Below are 22,062 nucleotides of genomic sequence, written 5' to 3'. Positions count from 1 at the left end.
TCTCCATGAGCGCCGCCCCACTGTCTGAACTTGACGCAGCTCTGCCCGGTCTGGCGCGCAAGATCCGCGTGCTGGATGCCCTGTCTTGGCCGGATGGCGTCGAGGAAGTCTTCCTGGCGCAGTGGCGCGGCGGGAAAGCAGAACTGCCCAGAGTCGAATTGCGCCCACGCGAGCACAGCACCGACATCGCCGCCCTGGAAGCCTTTATTGGCCGTTGCGATGAGGGGCATCCGGCCGGGAACTACCTCGCCATGACCGCGCGTAGTTATGCCACGGCTGGACGCATGCTGGGTGCCATTGGCACTCCCGCCTTTACTCAATATTCGTCAGCGCTTTACCGGCGTCCGGACTTCTATTATCCGAGCCAGAAACTGAGCATGCTGGATGCAGCCCATTTCTTTCTCAAGACCACCGACGCCCTTCTGGGCGGTGCCCGCATTCCATCGAGTCAGGCCGAGATCCCGGCCGAGGCCTTCGCCGCCTGGATGCAGCCGGAACTGGACCGCTTCTTCGGCGCGGGCCGGATCAAGGTCTTGCTCGACCCGACCCTGGCCGCCAAGGCGATCGCCGGGGCGAGCCGCATACGCCTGCGCGCCAGCGCCCTCTTCTCGGAGTTGGACAAGAATCAGTTATTGCAGCACGAAGCCTTCGTGCATGTCGCCACAGCACAAAACGGCGCGCTCCAGCCCAACCTCAAAAGCCTGGGCCTGGGAGCACCACGCACGACTCAGACTCAGGAGGGTATTGCCACCCTGGCAGAACTGTTCACCGGCAGCATGGACATCAACCGCTTGCGTCGCCTTGCCTTGCGCGTGCTTGCGGTCCAGCAAGCGCTGGATGGCGCCGATTTCATCCAGGTATTCGAAGGGTTTCTGGCTGCTGGTCAGTCGCAGGAGGAGTCATTCCGCTCAACCCAGCGGGTTTTCCGCGGCGCCAACCTGCATGGCGGTTCGGCGTTTACCAAGGATGCCGCCTACCTGACCGGTTTGCTCGGCGTTCATACTCTGCTGCGCATCGCGATCCGCGACAACCGACCGGAATTGGTGGGCCATTTGTTTGCGGGGCGCCTCAGTCTGGGTGATACCGTACGCCTGGCTCCACTTTTCGAGTCCGGCTGGCTCCAGGGACCGATCCATGTACCGGCCTGGGCTTCCGATCTGCGTCTACTTGCCGCCAACCTGGCCTTCTCCGCTTTTATCTCCCGGATAAAGTTGGATGTGCTTGATCTGGAGGTGCTCATGGCATTTGCAGACGAACACGAAACCGATGCCAGCGCGATGGGACCAGAGGCGTACACCTAGCTAGCAAACCTCAAACAAACCGAACAATAAGATCGTCGGCTATTTAAGCAGCGCCATCCTAGAACTTTTCTCTATTTATCGGTCTATGTGGATAGGCACATCCGCCCGGTAAGCGCGACTCGCAGGCTTCCCGCAGCCAGATGGCCACATGTCCACTTTTCAATCAGAGGTTGTCTTCGCTCATGAAATTCCATGACCCACGGATGGTGCTCTTCGGCCTGTTCGCGCTCGCGGCAGTGGGCTCTGCATCAGCAACACAAATGAAGACCTCAACCCCTGTTTTCGCAACTGAAGTGGCGGCCGTTCAGGCTCCGGTCGAGGCCGCCGACAACCCTTGGCCAACCTTGGCCAGTAGGGCTGGCAAACAGCCAGGCCCCTTGCTGGCCCATGACGACCGATACTGGCATGACGGCCGTTGGCACGATCGTAGAGACGATTGGCGCCGAGACGACTGGCGCAGAGAACAGTGGCGCAGAGAGCAAGCCCGTCGAGAAGCTGAACGCCATCGGTATTGGGAGCGCCACGATGATCGGCCCATGCGGCACCGCTACGAGGACGATCACCGCTACTATCGTCGCTAATGCGACGCCACGAGATTAATCCGCAGGCCTGATAGCAGTGCTCACCCATCAGGTTGCTGACCATTCAATGCGACGCGACGGTCGAAGCTGGACCGTCGCTCAACCGTGTACCAGATAGGCACCCAACGGAACCCGATGCCGTAGCTTCTTGCATTTGCCAGGTGGGGGCTGATGCCCGGGCGGGCGATCAGGAAACCAGATTCGGCATTTACCCGGAGGCGGCCAATGGCCGCGGGGAATCTCAACTTCATCGTACGTGGGCGCTGGCTCGGCGGAAGCCGATTGCAATTCTCCTTCGGGCATTGCGCGAGCGAAATTGCCAGCATCGCGCCCAGTATCCGGAGCGGCTTGTTCAGCAGCGGCCATTTCTGCTTCGCGGAGCCTTTGAGCCTCCTCCTCGAGCCCCTTCTGTACTGCAACCTGGTCCTCTTTGGCGTTGGGTGAGGTGCTCGAAGCGTTGGCCTGCTGCGCCGCCTGGATCAATTGGAAGTTGCGATTGCGTAACGCTACGTTGCTACCAACCCTCATGTTCGAGCGCACCGCCAACGTTTCAGCCTGTTGGTACTGCCCCTGCTGAAGACGCAACACACCGAGATAATGCAGCGTCGCGGGATTGTTCGGCTGGATATGCAGAGCACGCTCCAGCGTGGCAGCGGCTTGGTCCAACTGGCCATCTCCATACTGCCGCGATGCGGTTTCGATCAGGGTGGTTGATGCGCTGTTGCTTTGCGAGGGCGCCCTTCGCTCGGCAGCAACCGAACAAAGCGACGTGACGACGCAGAACGCCAGGAGGAGGCTCGGCAGAGAAATCTTGGTTGGCATCAGGGGGCGGACTCAGCTGATCTCGGACGGCACTGTCGTAAAACAGGCCACCAGCACTGCTCGGCATCTGCGACACAGGGCCCCCATTGACCTGACCAGTACCCTGAAGTTCCCGCCGCAACGGCCATTGCGGACGGAGTGGAATTCGCAGGCCGCCGCACCGGTATCAATTTTTACCTGAAATTTTAAGCTGGTATCATTCAAGCACTGACAAACCGAGCAAAAAATATGAATCGCCGTAAAAAAATAAATCAGCTGTTAAAGGCTAACGCCAAAAAGGCCAGTGCCAAATTGGCACCGAAAAGCAAGACTAAATACATTAGTAAAGCTGACCGATTGAAGCTGGCAGCTGAAGCCAGTCAGGACTCAATCATTTCCGCTGAGAGCTGATTTACGTAACCCTCGCGACTGATAGCTTCCAACCCAGAGCGCTCATCCCTGCCCAACCGATCTGACAGATTGCGCGGGCGCCAAAACTGCTACAGCGGTTTTTTTGTTGAGCTGCAGCGGTTCCCATACCACGAGTTTACAAACTTGCTTCTTTGTAGGATGCCTTAAGAAACTCTGCTATCAGCGATGTGATCTGCTGTTGAATCACCCCACGTGGGCGACCGCTGTCGCCATCCAGACAAATGATGCCATCGCCTGGTACATCGTCTTCGAGCATTTCCTGCGCGCCAGGTTTGCATATCGACAAGAAGCTGAAATGGCTTGCGTCGCTGATTTCGACGTAACGACTTGACGCCGCAGGCAAGCGTTTGGCCAGGTTGGCAGACTCCAGTTCAGCAGGAAGGTCGTGCGACGGTACGCCGGCAGCGATCACCAGCGTTGGTACCGGCAGCGCCGCCAGGCTTTCATCGGTCATGCCCCGTGAAAGGCCAATGTCCAATGTAACCACAGCAGTGACGCGCTTATCGCGCAAATCGGCGGCCAACGCGGCCTTTGATTTTGAGGTGCTTGCAGGGTTTATCTTTCCGTAGACGGTGCAACTCGCTAACTGCGGGTGGGCTTTGCAGTCATGGGCGAAGCGGTCTGGATCGAAACGAGCACCGGCGATCTCCAGGGCGGTCATGCCGCCGATTGAATGGCCCACTACTGCAATTCGGTCATTGGCGACCGAGCCGAATTTTTCAGGTTGAGTCGTGACGCTATCAATGGCTCGACGCACATCAACGGGCCGCTGCCATAACTGCGCCGCCGCTTGAGGGCTACGGTCATGAGTGGTGGTGCCCGGGTGATTGATTGCGGCGACGATGTAACCCCTATGGGCCAGAGCACTGGCAAGCCAGATTTGGTTGCTCCAGTTACCTCTGTACCCGTGGGAGAGCACCAACAAGGGATGCTTGCCGGCAGCGGGCGGCGCGTCACGAACGGCAGAAGCCCCGACGAACACCGCATCATCGCCAATCATTTGCGTGGCGGCGGTAGTTGCACTGGGGTACCAGACGACCATCTCCAGCGCACGGTCATTCTGCGAGTCCGCCAGTGTGGAAGATCGGAAGCCGACAGGGTTCTCGTCAGCGAGTGCGAGAGTAGTCAGACAGGTCAACAACAGGGCGCCAAAAGCTATTTTCAATGTCGTTTCTTCCTTGGTTGGACAAATGCACAGCCACCTGAATCCGCCGTCAGGCGCATCCACCTTCGTACGGACTCGAAGCTAACGTGGCTGCATAGTGGGCACGGACATTAAAGCCCACAATCGAACCCATGGGCATAAATTTCACCGTTAACTCTGTTCGCGGTTTTTTAGGGAGAAGGCTGAACATCCCCTTTTCCGCGTGTCTTGACTGATGCCAGAAACCAATAGCGATTCAAGGCCAACCCTTTGGTATACCCCTGAAAAAATTGGCCCATGCCCCCTCTTATGGCTCGTTTGGAAATTCGACATAAGCGATGACTTTGCCGAAAGGCGCACTTGTCATACCTATCGGCATATTCACACCTGGGTAGCCTGCTATCGGTGTATTGATGATTGAAACCTGCTCCCCCGGGGCTCGGTTATCCGCAGCGATCAGCAAAAAGTAAGTGCCATCGGCGGGCGCGACGCCGGACCATTCAATTGCCAGAGCATTGGGGCCGACCAAATTATCGGCCACGATATTACCTTGTGCATCGAGCACCACTGCTTTGGGTTTCAGAGCACTTTTCGCAAACCCCATGCACATGTTGTTGCACATTGAGCTGACGTTGATCATGTAGGTCTGGCCCTTGAGCAAACGGAAGTTGAACAGTCGATAGTTGCCTTGCTGCGTCCCCATGACAACGCGTGGCTCTGCTGGGCTGATCTCCCATCGCACCGGAAACAGGCCACGATTGATCGGCAGAGGAGTGACCGGTGCCTGGTGAATGGCTTCCTGGAATGAATGAGCGATTGGTGTATTGCTGGACTGGACCTGATCGATGTATTGATTTTGTGAATTGCTTGAGCAGCCAGCCAGGGACAAGACAACAGCAAGTGGTAGTAAGCATTTGAGCATCGGGGGTCGTCCATTGAGTATTACAGGCGGGAGCCGTTAGTCGAATTTAAAAATGTAAACAGCCATTGTCGGCGGCTCTGGCTGAAGCTTGAATAATGTAAGTGGGTAGAGAACGGAGAAGTTTCTTTTTAAGGCTCGTTCCCTATTCCCTGCGTCTGGCAAGAGGCAGCAGTCGGCCAAGAGCAGACTGTGGACAGGTAGCCGCTGATGTCTCTACGCTGGGCGATCCAGTGACAGCACAGCGGTAAAAAGGAGTAGTCATGTTGGAAGTTGCCATTGATCGAGATAGCGTTCATGCAGGAGACGATCTGGGAGGCCATGCGACGTCGATCACACTCGATCCATCAGCAACGCTGCGTGCCTTAATCGAAGTGATACAAGATGCGGGCTACTTACCTGGTATCAATGGAGGCAAGGCTACTTGGATTATTTTTTCGTCTGACAAACCAATAGGTGTTTTAGCGCAGCAATGGCCAGAACCTAAATTGACCGTGCCGCCCGAGAGCATCGTGGATCAATATTTCGGAAATACCGAACCTCGCCTTCTGTTCAGATATTGGTGCCAAGCAGATCCAGATCAGGTCTTTTCGCATATCAAGGCCGGAAAAGAGCCACCATCACGATTTTAGGATTGGCGGTGGACATTTCTGTCGATCAATGCGGTACAGATGACTGCTATGGGTCGAAAGCTACCCCTCAGAGCCATCCCTTCCCGCCCAAAGCATTGACCATCCGCTCGCAATCAGTTTTCAGTTGGGTTAATAACGACAGATTGGCTCAACCTTGGCCAACACCTCACAATCATCTAGGGGGCATCGGCTCATCGGAAATGCCTCGTCCCTTGCAAACGATAGGCACGCCACGTGAATTTTTCCGAATACTTTGCAACTAACGATGGATCGCTCCCTGAGGTTGTGGTGACGTATTCAGATTCGTCGTTTGTACCGCAGGCATTTCAATATCTGTTCGATCATGGCGCGAAAAATGTCACTGTTGACGGCGGCTACCTTTGGATCAAAGCATCCCAAAGTGGGAAGCCATTCTCCGGCCCTCAGGATGCTTTGCTTGTAAGCTCAGGAGCAGCAGAGGCATTCCACGTCGTTCTCGGTGGGCTGTACGGCACCCGGGGTCAAATACCTGACCTTGGTGTTTACGTTTTCACTAATAGCCTCACATTGGACTATCGGATGGGGGCTCAGTGGGGACAAGATCAGATCTACTCATTGTTGGAGCTACTGCGGCAGCTAAGAGACCTCGGCGGCGTTATATCTATCCCATGGTGGGGAGCTGAGGGTGAACACGACTTCCTTGCAGCCCTGGAGAGCCCCGAAAAAATTATTCATACCTAAATTTACCGCGGGTCGTGACAGGCAGAGATCGGCCAAAAGCGGTCGGTCCAGAGGGCAAAGTGAGGTCACCGGCTTGATAGCCCTTCTCCGTCCCGACCAATTCAAATCGAGCGCCACCCAAGGTAACTGCGCAGCTCATCGCCTCCAGGAGCAGATGGATGCAAGCTGATCAACAACGTGCGGGTAACGCGAGCGTCGGGTCGATCGTCAATGTGCACCTGGCTTCCTGGGAACTCCTGTGTAGGTGGCAATTGTAAGATTCGGCCCGAGCTTTTGATTATAAACAGGCACTTCATCAATCAAACTGGCAAAGGCGATTCCTAATTGGTCAAGGCTTGCACATTCTGCCTCACCAAAGTTGGGGTCAAACAATAAGCATGGCACTGTTGTTTTTATCGCGAACGCATGGCCACCTCTTGGTCCAGACCACATGATATGTGCATAACTGTTGAACTGATCACTCACACGGGCAATATCCTGCCACAGTGCATTCCCAAAAGTCATTAGATACATCTGGCTCCAATATCGAAAGCCAAGACCATCGCCTTTAGCTATCTGCTCCATCGCCTGCTCATTTGTCTTACCTACTTCACGAAAAGCTTTATAACCTCTCTGGAGCGAAAAAATATATTGAGGCAGACTGGTGGACTCGGGATTGAAAATATCAAGTTCATTGTAATTTGGCTCTCCACCAGCGAGGCGTGTCCGAATCCAGTCGTAGCACAAAGCATTGCATACGCCAAGTTGCCGTAGTTCGTGCCGAGGTGGAAGATTGCCAAGGTAGGAACCTTGACGAAAATGGAGATTGAATTGTGGCATCGGCATCGTTACTTTCTCCTTGTCATGACAACGATGAAACCAGGTTCGAACTCTGTAGCCACTAAGTTGGGCGTAACCGACCCTTTCTGATGAGACTAATTCCTGGCAAGGCTGCTGTAACTGCTATGACCCCTATTTGGCAGGAAATGGCGAAGGGCTATGCTCGAGTTCGGCACATCACCTCGTCAGAAAAGCAGCTTGCCTTAGAGCGTAGCTCACAGGATCCATTCGACAACGACCACAAAAGCTCAGGCGGCAGCTACCTGATCGTTTTCAGCCGGTCGCGATAGACAGCAATCGACCCTTAGCTGACGGTGAAGCAGAGCCAACTACTGGTACGTACTTGGACGCAAGCGTATTGTTCGATGCGCTTTCCCTCCCTTGGAAATCTTCAAAAAAGGACGACTTACATGGATGTTGAACTGGCACATCAGATTGAGGCCGCAGAAAGCGAGTATTTGCGTTCGCGTGTTCAGAACTTGGCAGGGATAAGTGGAAATCCTTATGGCGCACGTGTTTTTTCCAACGGAGACTTTCCGTGCTTTCAGGTGAACGCATCACCTAGCCCAATGTTCAACCGCATCTACGGCGACAGCGCCCGTGATCCCCAGGCACTGTTGAAGTTGCTCAAAGATTCAGCGGAACATTCGGTCGTAACTCCCCTTATCGGGAAACCTTCCGCGTTGGGGCAGTACTCACTTGTGGGCGAAGCGCAGCTTGAGCGTTTGAGGGGCTGGACTCACTTGCAATTCGCGTGTGCCATCGAGAAGGTGGTATTGAGTCGCCACTCATTCGAAATCGAGGAAGTCACGTCAACAACGCTTGCTCAGTTCGCAGATGTGCATGCGGGTGGTTTTCATACCAAACCAGAGTACCAATTGCTGAATCAAGCATCCTTCGCAGAGCAGACGTCGAGCGAACGTCTGAAAATCTGCGTCCTGAAGGCTGATGGGAAAGTCGTGGCAGGAGCCTCAATGTATTTGGCCAGTAATGGCATTGCCTACCTTGGAACGGCTGCCACCCGAAAGGATGCCCGGGGCCTTGGCTACCATGGAGCACTGATATCTCATCGAATTGAGCAAGCGAAGAAGCATGGCTGTCACTTGATCGCCGCGACCGCGCTGGCCAGCTCCCAAAGTCGCCGAAATCTGCAACGTGCCGGGTTGACGACATCTCATGCCCAAGCACTGTACCGCCTCGCAGCTGACTAAGATAAACGGCTGAACACGACCGTCCACTCTTGGCCCAGAGTGTGTCAAAACCCTTGTTAGCCGTTTCCACTCCGGAATGTTTTGCCCTACTCAGCCTAGGTCAGGTCAGACATCAGTTGCTCAGAATCAGCATAAAATTCCAGAGATCAGCAGGCACGCCGACAAACTGGGCTAGAGGCTAGAAATCTGGGAGCTGGATGATTGCAGGCAACGTTTCATATCTTTGTCCGGTTTGTGGATACGCCGGGCTTGAAGAGCCTCCATACGACGACGTTGGTTGCTCTTCGTTTGGCATGTGCCCGTCCTGCGGCACGCATTTTGGCTATGATGACGCAACATCTGCTCATGCTGATTTGCGCAGAGATCTACATCTACGGCTAGGCCAAGCAGGCCCGCGAGGCGATGGCGTCAGAAACGCTGTCGGTAGTGGCTGATCGAGGTTACTTCAAAAGCGAACAAATCCTGGCTTGTCACGATGCAAATATCACCGCCTACGTGCCCAAGCCGATGACCTCAGCAGCCAAAGCCGATGGGCGTTTCAACAATGATGTCTTCATCTACGACGCTTCAAAAAATGAATACATTTGTCCGGCTGGAGAGGTATTGATTTGGCGTTTTTCCAGCGTTGAAAAAGGCCTGAAGTTACACCGTTACTGGAGTTCGAATTGCCAAGGCTGCGCCATGAAGCCGTATTGGAGGCAATGCAGCTTCGGCTGAGCAAAGCCCCGGAGATGATGCAAGTCCGAAAACGGACGGTTGAGCATCCCTTCGGGACGCTCAACCAGTGGATGGGTGCAACGCACTTCCTGAGGTCACGACTGATACGACACGCAGCATTTGCCTTGTGATCGTTCCGCCAATAACGTCGATGATCCAAGACGATGAGGCCATGAGCGTTTTTACACACTCTGGGCCAGAAGCGGCCCCGGGATGCGCCTGGAAAACGACTTGATTCAATGGGCATCAAAAATGACTGTCCGTGCCAACACGATGGCTGATATCTTTCCCGCGCATCAAATCGCGTCCAGTGAACGCTGATCCCATCAAGGAAGATAAAAAACAATGAAAATATTATTCATCGCTTCGCTAGGAATTTTATCGTTAATTCAAACATCACTATCCTTCGCAGATAATATTAATGGAAAAAATCTCTATTTAAAGCGATGCACCATGTGCCACGGAATAGATCTCAAAGCAACAGGACCATTGGCCAATAAAAGCAATCCTCCTACACCTGATCTAACAACATCCGCTTTCAAAAAACGATTAAATGATTATCCGGGCGTAATTGTATCATCGATAATACTTCATCCAAATGGGGACTTGATTCCAAAAACATTGCGAGAGAATGGTGTAAAGCTATCGCCGTACTCATGGAGGATTGAAGATCTGCGCGATTTAAATCAATACATGAGTGGTGTGATTTCAAAAAATCGATGATTTTTGAGATGAGAGGTAGGCACTGAAGTCTAAAAGACATTTCAAGTTTGAGGGCTTGTGGGGTAATGCCGGTAAGCCAGTCGACCTCTCGCTGGCACATAGCAGCATAGTGAGAATTTACTCCTTCGCTATCACCTATCACGCACTTCCAAGGTCACCATGTCCATAAATCTTGATGAGCTACTGAAAACCGTAGACGACGAACAATCATTCATCGGCTTCATTGAGGCTCTAGGTATGGATTTCGCCGAGGAACGTTTGCTGGAGGAGACCTCTCCGTCGTCTCCCTATGGACCGGGGGCGTTGGGATGGGAAAACGGCTCTATTGATACCTTTCTTGATGCTGCCGCAGCGTGGGCGACTGCCAGCTCACGCAATTCCCCAGTGAGTGCCAGTAGATCAAACGTATGGCAACGCTGTGCGGCCATTTTGCTGGCTGGTAAATTTTATGAGTGAGCCCAGCCATTGCTGTTCGGCGACTGCGATTATGAGTTTGAACTCGTCGACACGGCTTAACGGTCATGATCCGTATGCGTATTCAAAGGGCGTGCTCACGCGACTGAGTGAGATTATCGAGTTGCTGCCGCATAGATGGGCGCCCGTTTAACCACGCAAGGTCTTTTGGACGGACGCTTACTGTCCAGGGCCTAGCCACAAGGTTTTAGAAAATGCGTAAGCGATGGGCTTGAAACTGGAAGCAGGCTGCAGATTCCATTTCCCAGATGCTGACAGTTCAGTTGGAAGAATTGTTCAGCTGCTGAAGCTCAAGTTGCTTGGCAGCACTGGCTTCGAGGTTTGCACGCTCTTCATCCAGATACCGATAAATGCTTTGGAGGTTGGCGATTTTCTGTTTGATCTCTGCCATCTTTTTTTCAATTAGCTTAGCGCCGTCAGCACAATCAATCAGCTTGTTCCGCTGCGCATCCAGAATCTCGCCTATCTCCCCCAGGGAAAACCCCATGCTTTGCGCGCGCTGGATAAAGTCCAGATCCTGCAGAGTTTGCGTTGTGTAAACGCGATAGTTGTTAGTTTGCCGCACCGATGAGATCAGGCCGATTTGCTCGTAGTAACGCAGCGTATGGCGGCTGGCGCCGCTGCAGGCCTCGAGTTCGCCGATTTTCATGAAAACACCGCTTGACTATAGAGTTTGGTCGATAGTTTACGCTTGTTTTCTCACCTTAAACAAGGAACAGGGAAATGAACGTGGAGTGCTTTGTCACGGGCGGGACTGGCTTCGTCGGTCAACATTTGGTGGCGAACCTGAGTGCAAAAGGTCACACCATTCGGGTGTTGATGCGTCGACCAGAGCGACTAGCTGCACTGCGGGAGCAAGTTGATAAATTGGGGGGGTGCGCAGCCCGGGTATTTGCCGTAGCTGGCGATCTGGAACGGGTCAACCTCGGGCTGAGTCTTGCTGACCGAGAAGTGCTGAGGCGCGCCAGAGTCATATTCCACCTGGGTGCCCACTTCGCATGGGGGCTTTCAGTGGAGCACTCACGTGCGGTGAATGTAGAAGGGGCAAAGTGCGTGGCGCTGTTGGCGGCTGAGCAAAAAAGCCGGTTAGTGATGATCGGCGGCTACATGCTGAAAAATCATGAACATCTGCAACGCATCGGAATTGATCCTCTTTATCCGGAGCTAACGAATTGGCCTGCCGTCTACCGGCATGTCGGTGGTTACGAGGGGAGCAAGCTGGAGGCGCATTTTGCGACCCTGGAGGTCATGTCCGCCAAGGGCGGGGAGATTACCGTTGTCCACCCCGCGACGGTTTGTGGCCACAGCCGCACGGGGCATATCCTTGACGGTCAGCCACTGGTGGAGTTGATACGCAACCTTGTGCAGGGAAAGTTGACTGCAGTGCCCGGTACCGCCGAGCACTGGCTGCCACTGGTCACCGTGGATTACCTGGTTGAACTGGTGGCGGTTTGTGCTTTTGATCCTGCCATGGTGGGTCAGGAACTGCTGGTGCTTGATGACCAAACTCCCAACTTGCGAGAACTCCTGGTACAGGTGGCACAACCTTTGGGCTTAAAGTCTCCCAAGCATTACATTTCACTCCGATTGCTGAGGTTGCTACTGAGTATTCCTCCCGTCGCGTGGTTTTTGAATACAAAACCCGAAGCCTTGGACTTTATCCAGACCACTCGTTTTGATACAGCGACGGTCGAGCAATTTGCCGACAAGAATGGAATAGTCAAACCGGATATACGTCAGTCTTTGCAGCACACTGCAACGTTCGTCAACTCATATTGCATAGCCAAGGGCCAGGCCCTCTGACTTCTCCCTTGGCGGTGACAAGAAGGCGAATAGCATCCTACTGGGCGATCCAGCTTATGCCACAATAAACAGTGGGGTTGGTGGGACCTTCGTATCCTCAAACTTAGCGCCGTCGATGCAGGGCGGCACTCTATCGAACGACAATTCAGCGACAGGGATCGTCATCAATGCAATCTACTTTCAGCAAAGGCGTCATATTTGCACTCTCCGCTGCGGCACTGAACGCAACGATCGGTGTACTCAGCAAAGTACTCATGAGTAATGGTTTCACCGCTAGCAGTGTCGCTGTCATCAAGACCGTACTGGGTTGCGTGCTTCTCTCGATCTTACTGTTTTTCCTCAAGCGCCCGGCGGCGTCGACCAAATGGACTCAGGCGGCTATCTGCGCATTCCTTGGCATCTTTGTGCTGTTCCATTTCGAAACGTCCGCCTATCGACACTACGCTGCGGCAGGTGTGGTGGTGGTGTTGATGGCCAGTGCCTCAATTTCCTCGATCATTCTGGGGCGCATTTTCCTCAAGGATGCCATCACCGCGAACGCTACCGTTGGTGCCGCACTAGCTATCGCTGGGATCTCGGTGATCTTCGGCGGCGACCTGCAGCAGGGCTTTACCCTGCAAGGTGCTGCGCTCGCCTCCATGGCTGGCTCCGGCTATGGAGCCTTTTCGGTTGCCATGAAGCGTATGGGAGTGTCGGGTGGGCTGCATTTCACTCGACAATTGTTGTTCTTTGGCAGCCTGTATCTGCTGATGCCGGCTGCGGCCGATGGTTTTGCGATCGGCGAGTTGTCGCCGCTTGCGATCGCCGCACTGCTGGCGCTGGCCACGCTGCCGACAATCCTGGGCTTTTTCTGCACCACCAAGGCCATCGAGTATCTCAAGCCATCCCAAGTGCAAGCGCTGGAGCTGACCGAGCCACTGTTCGCGGCGCTGCTCGCGTTTGTGGCGCTCAATGAAGTACCGCGCGAAAGCCTGTACGCGGGAGCGGCACTGATCATCGTCGGCCTGTGTTTCTCCAATGAACTAATCCGCTTGGGCAGCAAAGCATCCGTTCCTTCGACCGAGTGAGCTATTTTCGGACACTGATTACTTTAGCAATCAGTGGTTTTTACGTGTTTTGAGCGACTGACACCCCCCCTCTGCCAGTCGCCACCAGCCGCTATGGGTTGTGGATTCAACCGCTGGAGAAATCAAGCCAGGCTTCAGCGAAGCCTTCCGCCACGTTTGGTCGATTCCTACCTATCACGTCTATACCCCCTCCCCCCAAAACCCGAAGTTAAAAACACAACATAGACGACCTAAGGAAACCCACCAAAACCACCTCAACGCGGCTGCAGATTCCAAACCGCCGCAAGCTCATACGCAGCCTTATCAGGCAACACCGTCGCCCCACTACGGCGAACCATCCCAACATAATCAGCAAGTCCTTCAACAAGCACAGCCCATTCCGGGCGCGGGTCTTTGACATAGTCCCACCCCAGTCCCAACCACGGGCATCGCCCACCGATCCAGGCCTGCACGGCCGGGGTCGCTTGCATGACGTAGTCAGGGAGCGCGGGCGCATCCGGTCGGGGTTGCCGCGCTTTTACAGTCGGCACGTGTAGCTGCAGAGCACCGTTCACTTCTCGGGTCACTTGCATCGCCCCGAGTAGCGCGATGTCAAAGGGCACCGGTTGGCCATGGGTAACATAAAAATACGCCATGCGACGGATGCTGTCGTAGTCGGCAACGGCGCGATACAGGTAGGCACAGATCACACCCAGCATGGGATCCGCGTGCTTTTGGTTGCGCAGTTCGGCAGCGAGTCGGTCGATGCTGTCGGCCTGGAGCCGGCCGGCGGCGAAATCGTCGATTGCACCGAGCATCCCTTGATAGCTCTCTGGAGCATTGCGCGTGCCATAGGCCAGGAAAACGTCACCGGCGTTGCTGGGCGCCACGACGGCGTACAGGTCATCGTAAGGAACAACCGGTATAAATGTGCCATCGGCCAACTCGACCAACGCCGGCATCCCCTGCGGATCGCCCTTGATGCGGAAGGTATTGAACCCGGGCATTGCGCCCAGTCGCTCAATCGGCTCCCGGGACAAAAGCTTCGCTTGACCGCCCCAGACGATCACGTTCGCCTGGCCTGGATCGTTGACCTGTTCCAGCCTGCGCCGAACCTCTCCAGCCGCAGTCTTGCGGACATCGGCAGCCGCATCTGCCTCCAGCCGCTGAACCAGTGACTGTACCTTTTGCGTTTTTTCAGGTGTGTGAGTGTTCTGGTGCCGCAGTTCGAACAGATCCTGAAGCAGATCCTTACTGTCGTCGGGGATGGTGATGAAGTGGTCGGCGGGCACCGCCAGATCGCGCCCCTTGAAGCCAAAACCGGTGCCGAGTATCTGCTCGCGGAAGTCCGTGTCGGTGTGCACCCGTTCAAGAATTTGCTCGGCGGCACCCGGTGCGCCACCCGCCTCGACCGCGCCCAGAGTGGTGGCATTCCCCGTACGCGGCCAGGGCTGCAATTCGGCGGCGCCCTGTAGTGGATTGGCGGCGTTATAGAGCACGGCTGGTTCCGGATCGACCAGGCACTGCGGGTTGAGTTTCAGGCGATACTCTTTCGCTCGCTCGGTGGTGCGCGACCGCACGCACTTGCCCAGGGTCTCCGTGGTGATCACACCGTCGATGATGGCGGCCGGCTCGATGCCCCAGAGCGCGTCGGCGATCACGCCAGAAAACACACACTTGCCCGGAGCACCGGACATCGGATCAGACACCATATAGCCGAGCTGCCCGTCCTGGCAGGAGGCCAGGCGATCAAACCTGGGGCTGTCGACTTGTGTGCCCTGCACGACGATCCCGCGCACGGCATCGAGGCGCATCAGGTCGATATTCTTCGGCGCTTCGCGGCATGCATCGGTAATCAGCGTGATGCGCTGCACGCCATGCAGCAACAACTCGGTGTAGAACAAGTCGGCCAGAACACGGTACTTCAGGCGCAGGGAATCGCTGAACAGCCACGAGATCGAGCCGATATTCGCATCGGTGAGGCCATGACCGCAAAACGCCAGGATCAACTGCTCGACCACCTCGGCGTCGCTCGGGAACAGTTCATCGACCGCTTGCTGCACCCGTTCTCGGGTGACTGGAATATCGCCAGCGAGGCCGTCGTCGACGATTCTTACGTTGCTGGTGCCGAAGCCCGAGCGGAGCGCCCAGTCGCCTATTGAACGGGCGGCGAGCACGGCACCGTCCAGGTACGCAAAGCGCAGCGTCTGGTTTGAGGTCGGAGTCAGCGTGCTGACCCCGATCGCCAGGCAGGCCCGCCTAGTCATGCGGGCGCGCCGCCTTTCGCGCAACGAGGACAGAGACGAGATCAAGTCGGGGGAAAATCGCCGGCCAACGCCAGCGCGGCCGATCAGCAGGCGTCAGGCGCTCAGCCAGCATCATTGCGCCTGCAAACAGCATGATCGGAATGTGCCACGCGCCGCCAAGCAGTGGCACCAGCATCCACGCCCAGCACGACGCAATGCACCAGAGCCCATGCGTCATGCCGAAGATCAGGCAGTCCCTGTCGCCCGCCCAACCAAACAGACCGATCCGCTGCATCCGGTGGCCGCGATTGAGCGCCGCGCGGTGCCACGGGCTGGCACTCCACAACATCGCAATCAGCAGTGCCCCGGCGAGGGCCGCGTCTGCGACGGTGAGCTGCAACAACAAAGCGAGAACGGTCAGGATCGGCCCGGCGGCCATCCATAGCGCACCGTAACCGAGCAAGAACCCTGCCGATGCACGCAGGCGCCTGCGCGGCAGACTGGAGCGCCAGACATGCATGAGCGGCATCGCCAGCAGCGGTGGCATCATCGCAACAAGCATCAGCGCCCAGTCAGCCAGCAGGCGGTTCAGTGGATTGAGGGCGAACTCGGCCTCCAGCGCGGTGGGCCAAAGCGTCACGATAGACAGCCCCGTCACCGAGCTGCAGAAGGTTGGATGCGCAGCGTGCCCGGCGTTGTAAATGCCAAGGGCCAGACCGAGCCCAGCCGTCGCGAACAGCAACGGCCAGGGTGCCTGGGTGAAGCTGCGCATTACCGAGCCTGGCTCCATGAGCGGCTACTCAACTCACGACGCCACTTCGCTTGAGAACACTGATTCGGTCCACGGTCACGGGCTTGGCTTCCGATATCTGCTCGCCCGGAACGAGGGTTACCCGCAGATGGTTCGGATCGAAGTCGCCAGCATCCGTCAGTCGCTGGGCCAGGTCGGTGATATCGATCGTATAGCCAAGCCCGTTACCGCCGTGGCCGCCGTCTGGCCGCGAAGCAACGTTCAGGCCAAACAACGTAAGGCTGCCGGCATGGCACTCGGGGTGGAGTTGCGGATCGACGCCTTCCGGCAGATTGACGTACACCTCCAACAGAGGAGAAGGCGCGGAGCCGCGCACCGATTCAAGCGCCAGGTAAAGCCGGGTCACCTCCTTGCCCGGCTCCATCGCGCCCATCGCGGCGATGCCGGCGGTGGTGGCTTGCTGGTCGAGGTCGACCTGCGTGCGCACCGGCGCCCCGCCAACCCTGACCGCCGCCGCATTGGCACCGATTGGCTCGATGCTTTGTTGATCCGGTGCACCCATTTTGACCCGTGCCACAGCTTCTGCTCCAGGTGTTACACCGGTGCCGATGCGCAAGTCCGCATAGCTACGGTGCAATTTGCCATCCTTCAGTGTGTCGCGGCCGGAGAACTTCATTCCAGCAGTGCCGCCGGGCACCGGCATGATGAAGGAACGGTCAGCCGGGCCGTTGAGCCAGCGCGGATCACGAACCATCGTCTTGCCCGGCGTGCTCATCCACGCCTCCCAGAGCCGGTCGATGTTGCAATGGTGCAACCAGAAGATCGGGTCCAGGCCCGCGAGATACGGATTGGCCATGAATCCCTGGTCACCGCCGATGAGACGATGGACCGTATTGTGCGGGTTGTTCTCCAGATCGCCGGTCCAGCGGGCGAACTGAACGAAATCGCCGGTGACTCCGCCGCCGAATCCGATGCTGCCATCATTGCCGACCTGGAAATCGTTCTCCTCCATCGCGGCGAGGCTGAACGCATCGCGTGGACCTGGCCGCAGCTTGGTAAGTCCTTGTCGACGGGGATATTTGCTGAGCGGGTTCGGGCTGCCGTCGGGCAAGGTTTTTTCCAGGAAAGCATCTGGAACACGCCGCGCATCCGGGTTGCCGCTGTTGAGGTAGTTCCAGTACGGAAGCGCCCATTCGTCGCCGGTCAGTTCCTTCACTTTCGCGGCGACGATCGCCTCGAATGCATACACATAACCGCGGTGCCAGGAAAGGAAATACCAGCTGCCGTGCTGGCACTGACTGCCGTAGGTATAGTTGGTCAGATCCTTTGGAATCGGGTCGTCCACACCCAGCACGTTTTCGTCAATCCACAATTGCCGATCGAACCCGTGGATGGCGCCCAGGAATTTCCAACTGTTGTGATCGGTGATCGGCAGCTTGTCCAGCTCGCGCATCGCCAGCGCATAGTTGAGCAGAACCTTGTTCCATCCGGAACCGAGTGTTGCGACATCTTGTCGAGCCGTACTCATGACCGCACCCTCCCTTGCAACATTTCGCCGGTGTGGCGACTGTGTCGTCACACCGATTGCAATCCTTTGCAGTTCGCGACGTCATGTTCAGGGCGGAACTGCGCTCACGAGGCTCGCTGAGTTGCGGTGATGCGCGCCTCTGCGAGATTCAGTATAGAAGCCCGGCAAAATTGTCATGGCGAATTCACCTGATATTTGCCGCAAGCGATGAAAGGCAGTTACCACCCGCTAAGCATCCTGCAGTTGCTCACGCAGAAACTCGATAAACCGTTGGGTTTTCGCCGGTAACAGTCGCGTCTCGGTGAGAGCGTAAACAGAGACGGGCGAAGCCTGCCACTGTGGCAAGACTCTGCGCAGCGTGCCATCGGCGAGGTCTTGCGCAACGATGCCTTCGGCCAGTAACGCGACCCCCATATCCAGCGTCGCCAGACGCCGGATCATTCCCACACTGTTGAGTTCAAATCGACCGCCCACCTCAACCGACTCCTCCCCTTCACTACCGGAGAGTGTCCAGCGCTCGGCACGGCTCCCGCGAAGACGCAGACATTCGTGGTGAGTCAGGTCCGAGGGCTGGACGGGATCGCCGTACTGTTCGAGATAACGGGGTGAGGCATAAAGACCGCGGCGCAAACTGGCGAGCTTGCGGGCGATCAGGTTCGAGTTCGCGAGCTCCCCCATGCGGATGACCACGTCAATCGGCTCACTCACCAGATCTACCTGACGCGGGGTCAGGTCGAACTCGAAGCTGATGCCGGGGTACAGCCGGGCAAACTCCGCTATCAGTGGCGCCAGATAGATATTGGCGAAATCCACCGGCAACGAGGCCCGCAGTACACCGCTGGGCCGGGCCAGCATTTCGCCGAGCTGCTCGTGCGCGAGCCGGGCTTCTTCGACGATGCGCTTGCAGCGATCGAAGTACAACTGCCCTGCTTCGGTCAGCTCGATCTTGCGCGTGGTGCGATGCAAAAGCCTGAGCCCGATTTCTTTCTCCAGGCCACTTATCCGGCGCGACAATGTTGAGTTCGGCATACCCATCGCCTCAGCCGCGCGACGGAAACTGCGCGCCTTCACAACCTCGACGAACAGCGCCATGTCGTTGAGAAACTCCAAAGCCATTGCTCCATCAGTGGATCCGTCATTTCAATCTTCGCGAGCAGGCTCGCTCCCACAAGGATGAGTGGCTACATCTCAACCTGCGTACCCAGCTCGATCACACGATTGAGCGGCAACTTGAAGTATTTGAGGTTGCTGTTGGCGTTCTTCAGCAAGAACGCGAACAGGCTTTCGCGCCACCGGGCCATGCCGATGCGCTTGGTCGGGATGACTGTCTCCCGGCTTAGGAAATAGGTGGTGCGCATCGGGCTGAAATCCAGCTCTTTCAAATGGCACAGGCTCAGTGCCAGCGGCACATCGGGCTCCTCTATAAAGCCGAAGTGCAGATTGACCCGGAAGAACCCTTCACCAAAGGACTCGACTTCGAATCGCTGATCGTCGGACACCCGCGGACGGTCTTCTGACACCACGGTGAGCAACACCACTTGCTCGTGCAGCACCTGGTTATGCAACAGGTTGTGCAACAAGGCATGGGGGACAGCATCGGATCTGGCCGTCAGAAATACCGCCGTACCTTGCACGCGATAGGGTGGTTGCGCGCGGATACTGCTGATGAACAACGGCAATGGCAGAGCAGTTTCGTCCAGTCGCTCGACAATGATCTTGCGGCCGCGTTTCCAGGTGGTCATCAAAATGAACAGGGCAATACCGGCAATCACCGGGAACGCACCGCCCTGCAAGATCTTCGTCGCGTTGGCGGCGAAGTACAGGCTGTCGACCATGAGAAAACCCAACAGTACCGGAATCGCCAGCCAACGCGGTGTTTTCCACAGCAGCAGGACCACGGCCGAAGACAGAATGGTCGTGATCAACATGGTCCCCGTCACCGCTACGCCGTACGCCGCTGCCAGCGCACTGGACGATTCAAAGCCGATGACCAGCAACACGACGCCGACCATCAGCGCCCAGTTCACGATTCCAATGTAAATCTGCCCCTGCTCCTGACTGGAGGTGTGCTGGATAAACATACGCGGCACGTAACCCAGCTGAATGGCCTGGCGAGTCAGGGAGAACGCCCCGGAAATCACCGCTTGGGAGGCGATGATGGTGGCCAGTGTCGACAGCGCGACCATCGGCAGCAGCGCCCAGTCGGGTGCCAATAGATAGAACGGGTTACGTACCGCTTCCGGGTTCCCGAGGATCAACGCGCCCTGGCCAAAGTAATTGAGCACCAAGCCAGGCAACACCAGCATGAACCAGGCACGGGCAATCGGTTTGCGACCAAAATGGCCCATGTCGGCATACAGCGCTTCAGCACCGGTCAATGCCAATACCACGGCGCCCAGAATGGCGATGCCAATGCCCGGATGAACCACGAAAAATCGCACGGCCCATGCAGGATTGAGTGCTTGCAGCACTTCCGGGCGTTGCAGAATGCCGTAGGTACCGAGAATCCCCAATACCACGAACCACAGCACCATGACCGGGCCGAACATAATGCCGATGCGCGCCGTGCCATGTTTCTGGATCAGGAAAAGTGCTACCAGAACGATAACGGACAGCGGAACGACCCAATGCCCGATGCCCTCGTACGCAAGTTGTAGACCTTCAACCGCGGAGAGCACCGAGATGGCCGGGGTGATCATGCTGTCCCCGTAAAACAGCGCGGCGCCAAACAACCCGAGCAACACCAGGATCCTGCTCATTTTCGGATACGGCGCCGAGGCCCGACGTGCCAGTGCCGTCAAGGCCATGATGCCACCCTCGCCCTGGTTGTCGGCGCGCAGGATAAACAGCACGTACTTGATCGAGACAACCCAGATCAGCGACCAGAAAATCAACGACAGAATGCCCAGCACACCGTCGTGATTGGCCTGGACGCCATAGTGGCCGGCGAACACTTCCTTCAGGGTGTAAAGGGGGCTGGTGCCAATGTCCCCATAAACCACGCCGACCGCGCCGACGAGCAAGCCCATTCCAGATGTTTTGGCGTGGGAATTTTCATGGGCAGGGATCGCTGTTTCGCTCACGGGAAGCTTCTCTGAGATTGAAGGAAAGGAATGGCATGCCACCTTCGAGCAAGAGGGTTTGCGGGGTCACCGGGTAAACGCTTCGACTCAACTGCCATAAGACCCAACAGCTTGCTAATGAGATTAGCCCATGCGTCGTCATACCGTTCGCTCAGCGTACCTGCGAGGTACGACAAAAGGTTGCTGAGCCGAAGAGACAACGCTGAACACCTCGGGTCAACCGGGACGAATGTGCAGGCCTGTTGATGATCAAAAAAACGCGGCAAGTATCGTCGCCGGAAGAAATGCCTACCGTAAAGAAACCGTAAAAATATACGGTAGAACGCTTCTCGAAAAAGTGACCGTACCTGCTCACCTTCATGGCGAAATCCACCGTAGCTGGAAGCACGAGCTACCTGGTGTTGCCCGCTAGTTGCGTCCGGGGATCGGTGGTGTAAAGCGATTCGCACCTATCGCGCCGTCTCGCCATGAGGCTTATAGAACAAAAACTTCCGGGTCTCGCCGGTCTTGATGTACTCCTTCGCCCAATCGGGTTTCACCGTTCTATCGTGGAAATACAAGGCTCCATGGGTGCGATCCGTGAGCTGCTTGTTGAGTGCCTTGCGCGCAATTTCCTTGGCGAGGGCATATTCGTCGTCCTCCTTTACCTGATCCGCACGCCCGTCGCACCACCAGGAAAACTGGCAGGCATGCTTTTCAGAACCTTGTTTGACCACGGCGCACACCGTATCCGGAAAGCCTTCATGGCCCAGCCGGTTCATGACCACACTGGCGACGCCCTCCATATCGGCACCCGTCACCCCTTTGGCCTCCCAGTAGATGCTGCGTGCAAGGCATGTAATGGCATCGTCCAGCGGCGCGGCGCCGGCCGGATCGACCGCCTGCACTTCAGAGGGGGTAATGACCTCGGATTTGGGCACTGGAACTTCACTGCCCTTCTCCGCTGCTTTCTGCTCCAGAACCTGCGCCTTCTCTTCGGCCACTTCCTTTTTTTGCTCTTGATCCGTCTGATCCGTCGCCCACACCTGGCCGCACAGAAGGATGATTGCGAAGCAGGTGGCTACCCCTTTGAATCGCATGTACAGACCCTTCTGATTGAAACCTTCGTGAGCAACAAAACCATCGCAGACC

At 56.4% G+C, this 22,062-nt stretch carries 21 protein-coding genes and 2 pseudogenes; 12 read left to right on the top strand and 11 right to left on the bottom strand.

Translation table 11 applies throughout. From position 1 onward, the window contains the following. The first annotated feature begins 5 nt into the window (after positions 1 to 5). Both AC30D7_RS10915 and AC30D7_RS10910 read left to right on the top strand, forming a co-directional pair. Entirely contained in the window at positions 6 to 1,301 is a 1,296-nt protein-coding gene (locus AC30D7_RS10915; protein WP_490134051.1) for a peptidase MATCAP family protein, read from the top strand. Between the two features lie 182 nt (positions 1,302 to 1,483). Then, the gene (locus AC30D7_RS10910) at positions 1,484 to 1,882 is read left to right on the top strand and encodes a hypothetical protein (RefSeq protein WP_490134050.1); all 399 of its coding nucleotides are present in this window, start codon (positions 1,484 to 1,486) and stop codon (positions 1,880 to 1,882) included. 99 nt (positions 1,883 to 1,981) lie between these two features. Here AC30D7_RS10910 and AC30D7_RS10905 read toward each other — a convergent pair whose 3' ends face one another. Next, entirely contained in the window at positions 1,982 to 2,704 is a 723-nt protein-coding gene (locus tag AC30D7_RS10905; RefSeq protein ID WP_490134049.1) for a tetratricopeptide repeat protein, read from the bottom strand. A 228-nt stretch (positions 2,705 to 2,932) separates the two neighbouring features. On the opposite strand from AC30D7_RS10905, the gene AC30D7_RS10900 reads away from it, so the two are divergent. Beyond that, positions 2,933 to 3,094 (top strand): DUF2986 domain-containing protein, encoded by a 162-nt coding sequence (locus AC30D7_RS10900; protein ID WP_007942091.1) that lies wholly within the window; start codon positions 2,933 to 2,935, stop codon positions 3,092 to 3,094. A gap of 136 nt (positions 3,095 to 3,230) precedes the next feature. On the opposite strand, the gene AC30D7_RS10895 is transcribed toward AC30D7_RS10900, so the two are convergent. Next, complete coding sequence (locus AC30D7_RS10895) at positions 3,231 to 4,280, bottom strand: alpha/beta hydrolase family protein (protein WP_490134048.1); 1,050 nt, start codon at positions 4,278 to 4,280, stop codon at positions 3,231 to 3,233. Positions 4,281 to 4,566: 286 nt separating this feature from the next. After that, entirely contained in the window at positions 4,567 to 5,181 is a 615-nt protein-coding gene (locus tag AC30D7_RS10890) for a hypothetical protein (RefSeq protein ID WP_490134047.1), read from the bottom strand. 260 nt (positions 5,182 to 5,441) lie between these two features. Here AC30D7_RS10890 and AC30D7_RS10885 point away from each other — a divergent pair, with 260 nt between their 5' ends. After that, positions 5,442 to 5,810, top strand: coding sequence for a hypothetical protein (locus tag AC30D7_RS10885; protein WP_259158138.1), 369 nt, complete (start codon positions 5,442 to 5,444; stop codon positions 5,808 to 5,810). 234 nt (positions 5,811 to 6,044) lie between these two features. After that, positions 6,045 to 6,530 (top strand): hypothetical protein, encoded by a 486-nt coding sequence (locus AC30D7_RS10880; protein ID WP_028940975.1) that lies wholly within the window; start codon positions 6,045 to 6,047, stop codon positions 6,528 to 6,530. A gap of 207 nt (positions 6,531 to 6,737) precedes the next feature. Here the strand turns inward: AC30D7_RS10880 and AC30D7_RS10875 are convergent, their stop codons facing one another. Continuing rightward, complete coding sequence (locus tag AC30D7_RS10875) at positions 6,738 to 7,355, bottom strand: hypothetical protein (RefSeq protein WP_490134046.1); 618 nt, start codon at positions 7,353 to 7,355, stop codon at positions 6,738 to 6,740. A gap of 404 nt (positions 7,356 to 7,759) precedes the next feature. On the opposite strand from AC30D7_RS10875, the gene AC30D7_RS10870 reads away from it, so the two are divergent. The 5 genes and pseudogenes from AC30D7_RS10870 to AC30D7_RS10850 all read left to right on the top strand — a co-directional run. After that, complete coding sequence (locus AC30D7_RS10870; protein WP_490134045.1) at positions 7,760 to 8,560, top strand: GNAT family N-acetyltransferase; 801 nt, start codon at positions 7,760 to 7,762, stop codon at positions 8,558 to 8,560. A gap of 381 nt (positions 8,561 to 8,941) precedes the next feature. Next, positions 8,942 to 9,381 (top strand): annotated as a pseudogene (locus AC30D7_RS10865) (IS5/IS1182 family transposase); the annotation flags it as partial. 241 nt (positions 9,382 to 9,622) lie between these two features. Next, positions 9,623 to 10,000 carry a c-type cytochrome gene (locus AC30D7_RS10860; protein ID WP_490134044.1) on the top strand — a complete coding sequence of 126 codons (378 nt, stop codon included), beginning with the start codon at positions 9,623 to 9,625 and terminating at the stop codon, positions 9,998 to 10,000. Between the two features lie 159 nt (positions 10,001 to 10,159). Further along, positions 10,160 to 10,456, top strand: coding sequence for a DUF7660 family protein (locus AC30D7_RS10855; RefSeq protein ID WP_490134043.1), 297 nt, complete (start codon positions 10,160 to 10,162; stop codon positions 10,454 to 10,456). Next, positions 10,389 to 10,607: pseudogene (locus tag AC30D7_RS10850) on the top strand (transposase domain-containing protein); the annotation flags it as partial. The gene AC30D7_RS10855 and the pseudogene AC30D7_RS10850, both read left to right, overlap by 68 nt. 126 nt (positions 10,608 to 10,733) lie before the next feature. On the opposite strand, the gene AC30D7_RS10845 reads toward AC30D7_RS10850, so the two are convergent. Further along, complete coding sequence (locus AC30D7_RS10845) at positions 10,734 to 11,123, bottom strand: MerR family transcriptional regulator (RefSeq protein WP_490134042.1); 390 nt, start codon at positions 11,121 to 11,123, stop codon at positions 10,734 to 10,736. A gap of 74 nt (positions 11,124 to 11,197) precedes the next feature. On the opposite strand from AC30D7_RS10845, the gene AC30D7_RS10840 reads away from it, so the two are divergent. Next, the gene (locus AC30D7_RS10840) at positions 11,198 to 12,277 is read left to right on the top strand and encodes an SDR family oxidoreductase (protein ID WP_490134041.1); all 1,080 of its coding nucleotides are present in this window, start codon (positions 11,198 to 11,200) and stop codon (positions 12,275 to 12,277) included. A 167-nt stretch (positions 12,278 to 12,444) separates the two neighbouring features. Beyond that, positions 12,445 to 13,344: a DMT family transporter gene (locus tag AC30D7_RS10835; RefSeq protein ID WP_490134040.1), complete on the top strand. Its 900-nt coding sequence runs from the start codon at positions 12,445 to 12,447 to the stop codon at positions 13,342 to 13,344. 254 nt (positions 13,345 to 13,598) lie between these two features. Here the strand turns inward: AC30D7_RS10835 and AC30D7_RS10830 are convergent, their stop codons facing one another. The 6 genes from AC30D7_RS10830 to AC30D7_RS10805 form a co-directional block, all read right to left on the bottom strand. Further along, the gene (locus tag AC30D7_RS10830; RefSeq protein ID WP_490134039.1) at positions 13,599 to 15,590 is read right to left on the bottom strand and encodes a hypothetical protein; all 1,992 of its coding nucleotides are present in this window, start codon (positions 15,588 to 15,590) and stop codon (positions 13,599 to 13,601) included. Next, the gene (locus AC30D7_RS10825; RefSeq protein WP_490134038.1) at positions 15,583 to 16,359 is read right to left on the bottom strand and encodes a copper chaperone; all 777 of its coding nucleotides are present in this window, start codon (positions 16,357 to 16,359) and stop codon (positions 15,583 to 15,585) included. Before AC30D7_RS10825 ends, AC30D7_RS10830 begins: the two co-directional genes overlap by 8 nt. A gap of 10 nt (positions 16,360 to 16,369) precedes the next feature. Further along, the gene (locus AC30D7_RS10820; RefSeq protein ID WP_490134037.1) at positions 16,370 to 17,848 is read right to left on the bottom strand and encodes a tyrosinase family protein; all 1,479 of its coding nucleotides are present in this window, start codon (positions 17,846 to 17,848) and stop codon (positions 16,370 to 16,372) included. A gap of 228 nt (positions 17,849 to 18,076) precedes the next feature. Continuing rightward, positions 18,077 to 18,958 carry a LysR family transcriptional regulator gene (locus AC30D7_RS10815; RefSeq protein WP_490134036.1) on the bottom strand — a complete coding sequence of 294 codons (882 nt, stop codon included), beginning with the start codon at positions 18,956 to 18,958 and terminating at the stop codon, positions 18,077 to 18,079. A gap of 71 nt (positions 18,959 to 19,029) precedes the next feature. Next, the gene (locus AC30D7_RS10810; protein ID WP_490134108.1) at positions 19,030 to 20,877 is read right to left on the bottom strand and encodes a potassium transporter Kup; all 1,848 of its coding nucleotides are present in this window, start codon (positions 20,875 to 20,877) and stop codon (positions 19,030 to 19,032) included. 503 nt (positions 20,878 to 21,380) lie between these two features. Continuing rightward, positions 21,381 to 22,010 (bottom strand): cell wall hydrolase, encoded by a 630-nt coding sequence (locus tag AC30D7_RS10805; protein WP_490134035.1) that lies wholly within the window; start codon positions 22,008 to 22,010, stop codon positions 21,381 to 21,383. Positions 22,011 to 22,062 lie beyond the last annotated feature (52 nt).

The organism is Pseudomonas sp. DF5 (genome assembly GCF_058148225.1).
This window is presented reverse-complemented; position numbering and strand designations above follow the sequence as displayed.

Excerpts from the sequence above, each read along its gene's own strand:
- AC30D7_RS10840 (WP_490134041.1), top strand. The coding sequence starts at position 11,198 with ATGAACGTGGAGTGCTTTGTCACGGGCGGGACTGGCTTCGTCGGTCAA.
- AC30D7_RS10860 (WP_490134044.1), top strand. The coding sequence starts at position 9,623 with ATGAAAATATTATTCATCGCTTCGCTAGGAATTTTATCGTTAATTCAA.
- AC30D7_RS10870 (WP_490134045.1), top strand. The coding sequence starts at position 7,760 with ATGGATGTTGAACTGGCACATCAGATTGAGGCCGCAGAAAGCGAGTAT.
- AC30D7_RS10900 (WP_007942091.1), top strand. The coding sequence starts at position 2,933 with ATGAATCGCCGTAAAAAAATAAATCAGCTGTTAAAGGCTAACGCCAAA.
- AC30D7_RS10855 (WP_490134043.1), top strand. The coding sequence starts at position 10,160 with ATGTCCATAAATCTTGATGAGCTACTGAAAACCGTAGACGACGAACAA.
- AC30D7_RS10910 (WP_490134050.1), top strand. The coding sequence starts at position 1,484 with ATGAAATTCCATGACCCACGGATGGTGCTCTTCGGCCTGTTCGCGCTC.
- AC30D7_RS10805 (WP_490134035.1), bottom strand. The coding sequence starts at position 22,010 with ATGCGATTCAAAGGGGTAGCCACCTGCTTCGCAATCATCCTTCTGTGC.
- AC30D7_RS10890 (WP_490134047.1), bottom strand. The coding sequence starts at position 5,181 with ATGCTCAAATGCTTACTACCACTTGCTGTTGTCTTGTCCCTGGCTGGC.
- AC30D7_RS10830 (WP_490134039.1), bottom strand. The coding sequence starts at position 15,590 with ATGACTAGGCGGGCCTGCCTGGCGATCGGGGTCAGCACGCTGACTCCG.
- AC30D7_RS10915 (WP_490134051.1), top strand. The coding sequence starts at position 6 with ATGAGCGCCGCCCCACTGTCTGAACTTGACGCAGCTCTGCCCGGTCTG.
- AC30D7_RS10875 (WP_490134046.1), bottom strand. The coding sequence starts at position 7,355 with ATGCCGATGCCACAATTCAATCTCCATTTTCGTCAAGGTTCCTACCTT.
- AC30D7_RS10820 (WP_490134037.1), bottom strand. The coding sequence starts at position 17,848 with ATGAGTACGGCTCGACAAGATGTCGCAACACTCGGTTCCGGATGGAAC.
- AC30D7_RS10825 (WP_490134038.1), bottom strand. The coding sequence starts at position 16,359 with ATGGAGCCAGGCTCGGTAATGCGCAGCTTCACCCAGGCACCCTGGCCG.
- AC30D7_RS10885 (WP_259158138.1), top strand. The coding sequence starts at position 5,442 with ATGTTGGAAGTTGCCATTGATCGAGATAGCGTTCATGCAGGAGACGAT.
- AC30D7_RS10810 (WP_490134108.1), bottom strand. The coding sequence starts at position 20,877 with ATGGGCTTGCTCGTCGGCGCGGTCGGCGTGGTTTATGGGGACATTGGC.
- AC30D7_RS10845 (WP_490134042.1), bottom strand. The coding sequence starts at position 11,123 with ATGAAAATCGGCGAACTCGAGGCCTGCAGCGGCGCCAGCCGCCATACG.
- AC30D7_RS10835 (WP_490134040.1), top strand. The coding sequence starts at position 12,445 with ATGCAATCTACTTTCAGCAAAGGCGTCATATTTGCACTCTCCGCTGCG.
- AC30D7_RS10905 (WP_490134049.1), bottom strand. The coding sequence starts at position 2,704 with ATGCCAACCAAGATTTCTCTGCCGAGCCTCCTCCTGGCGTTCTGCGTC.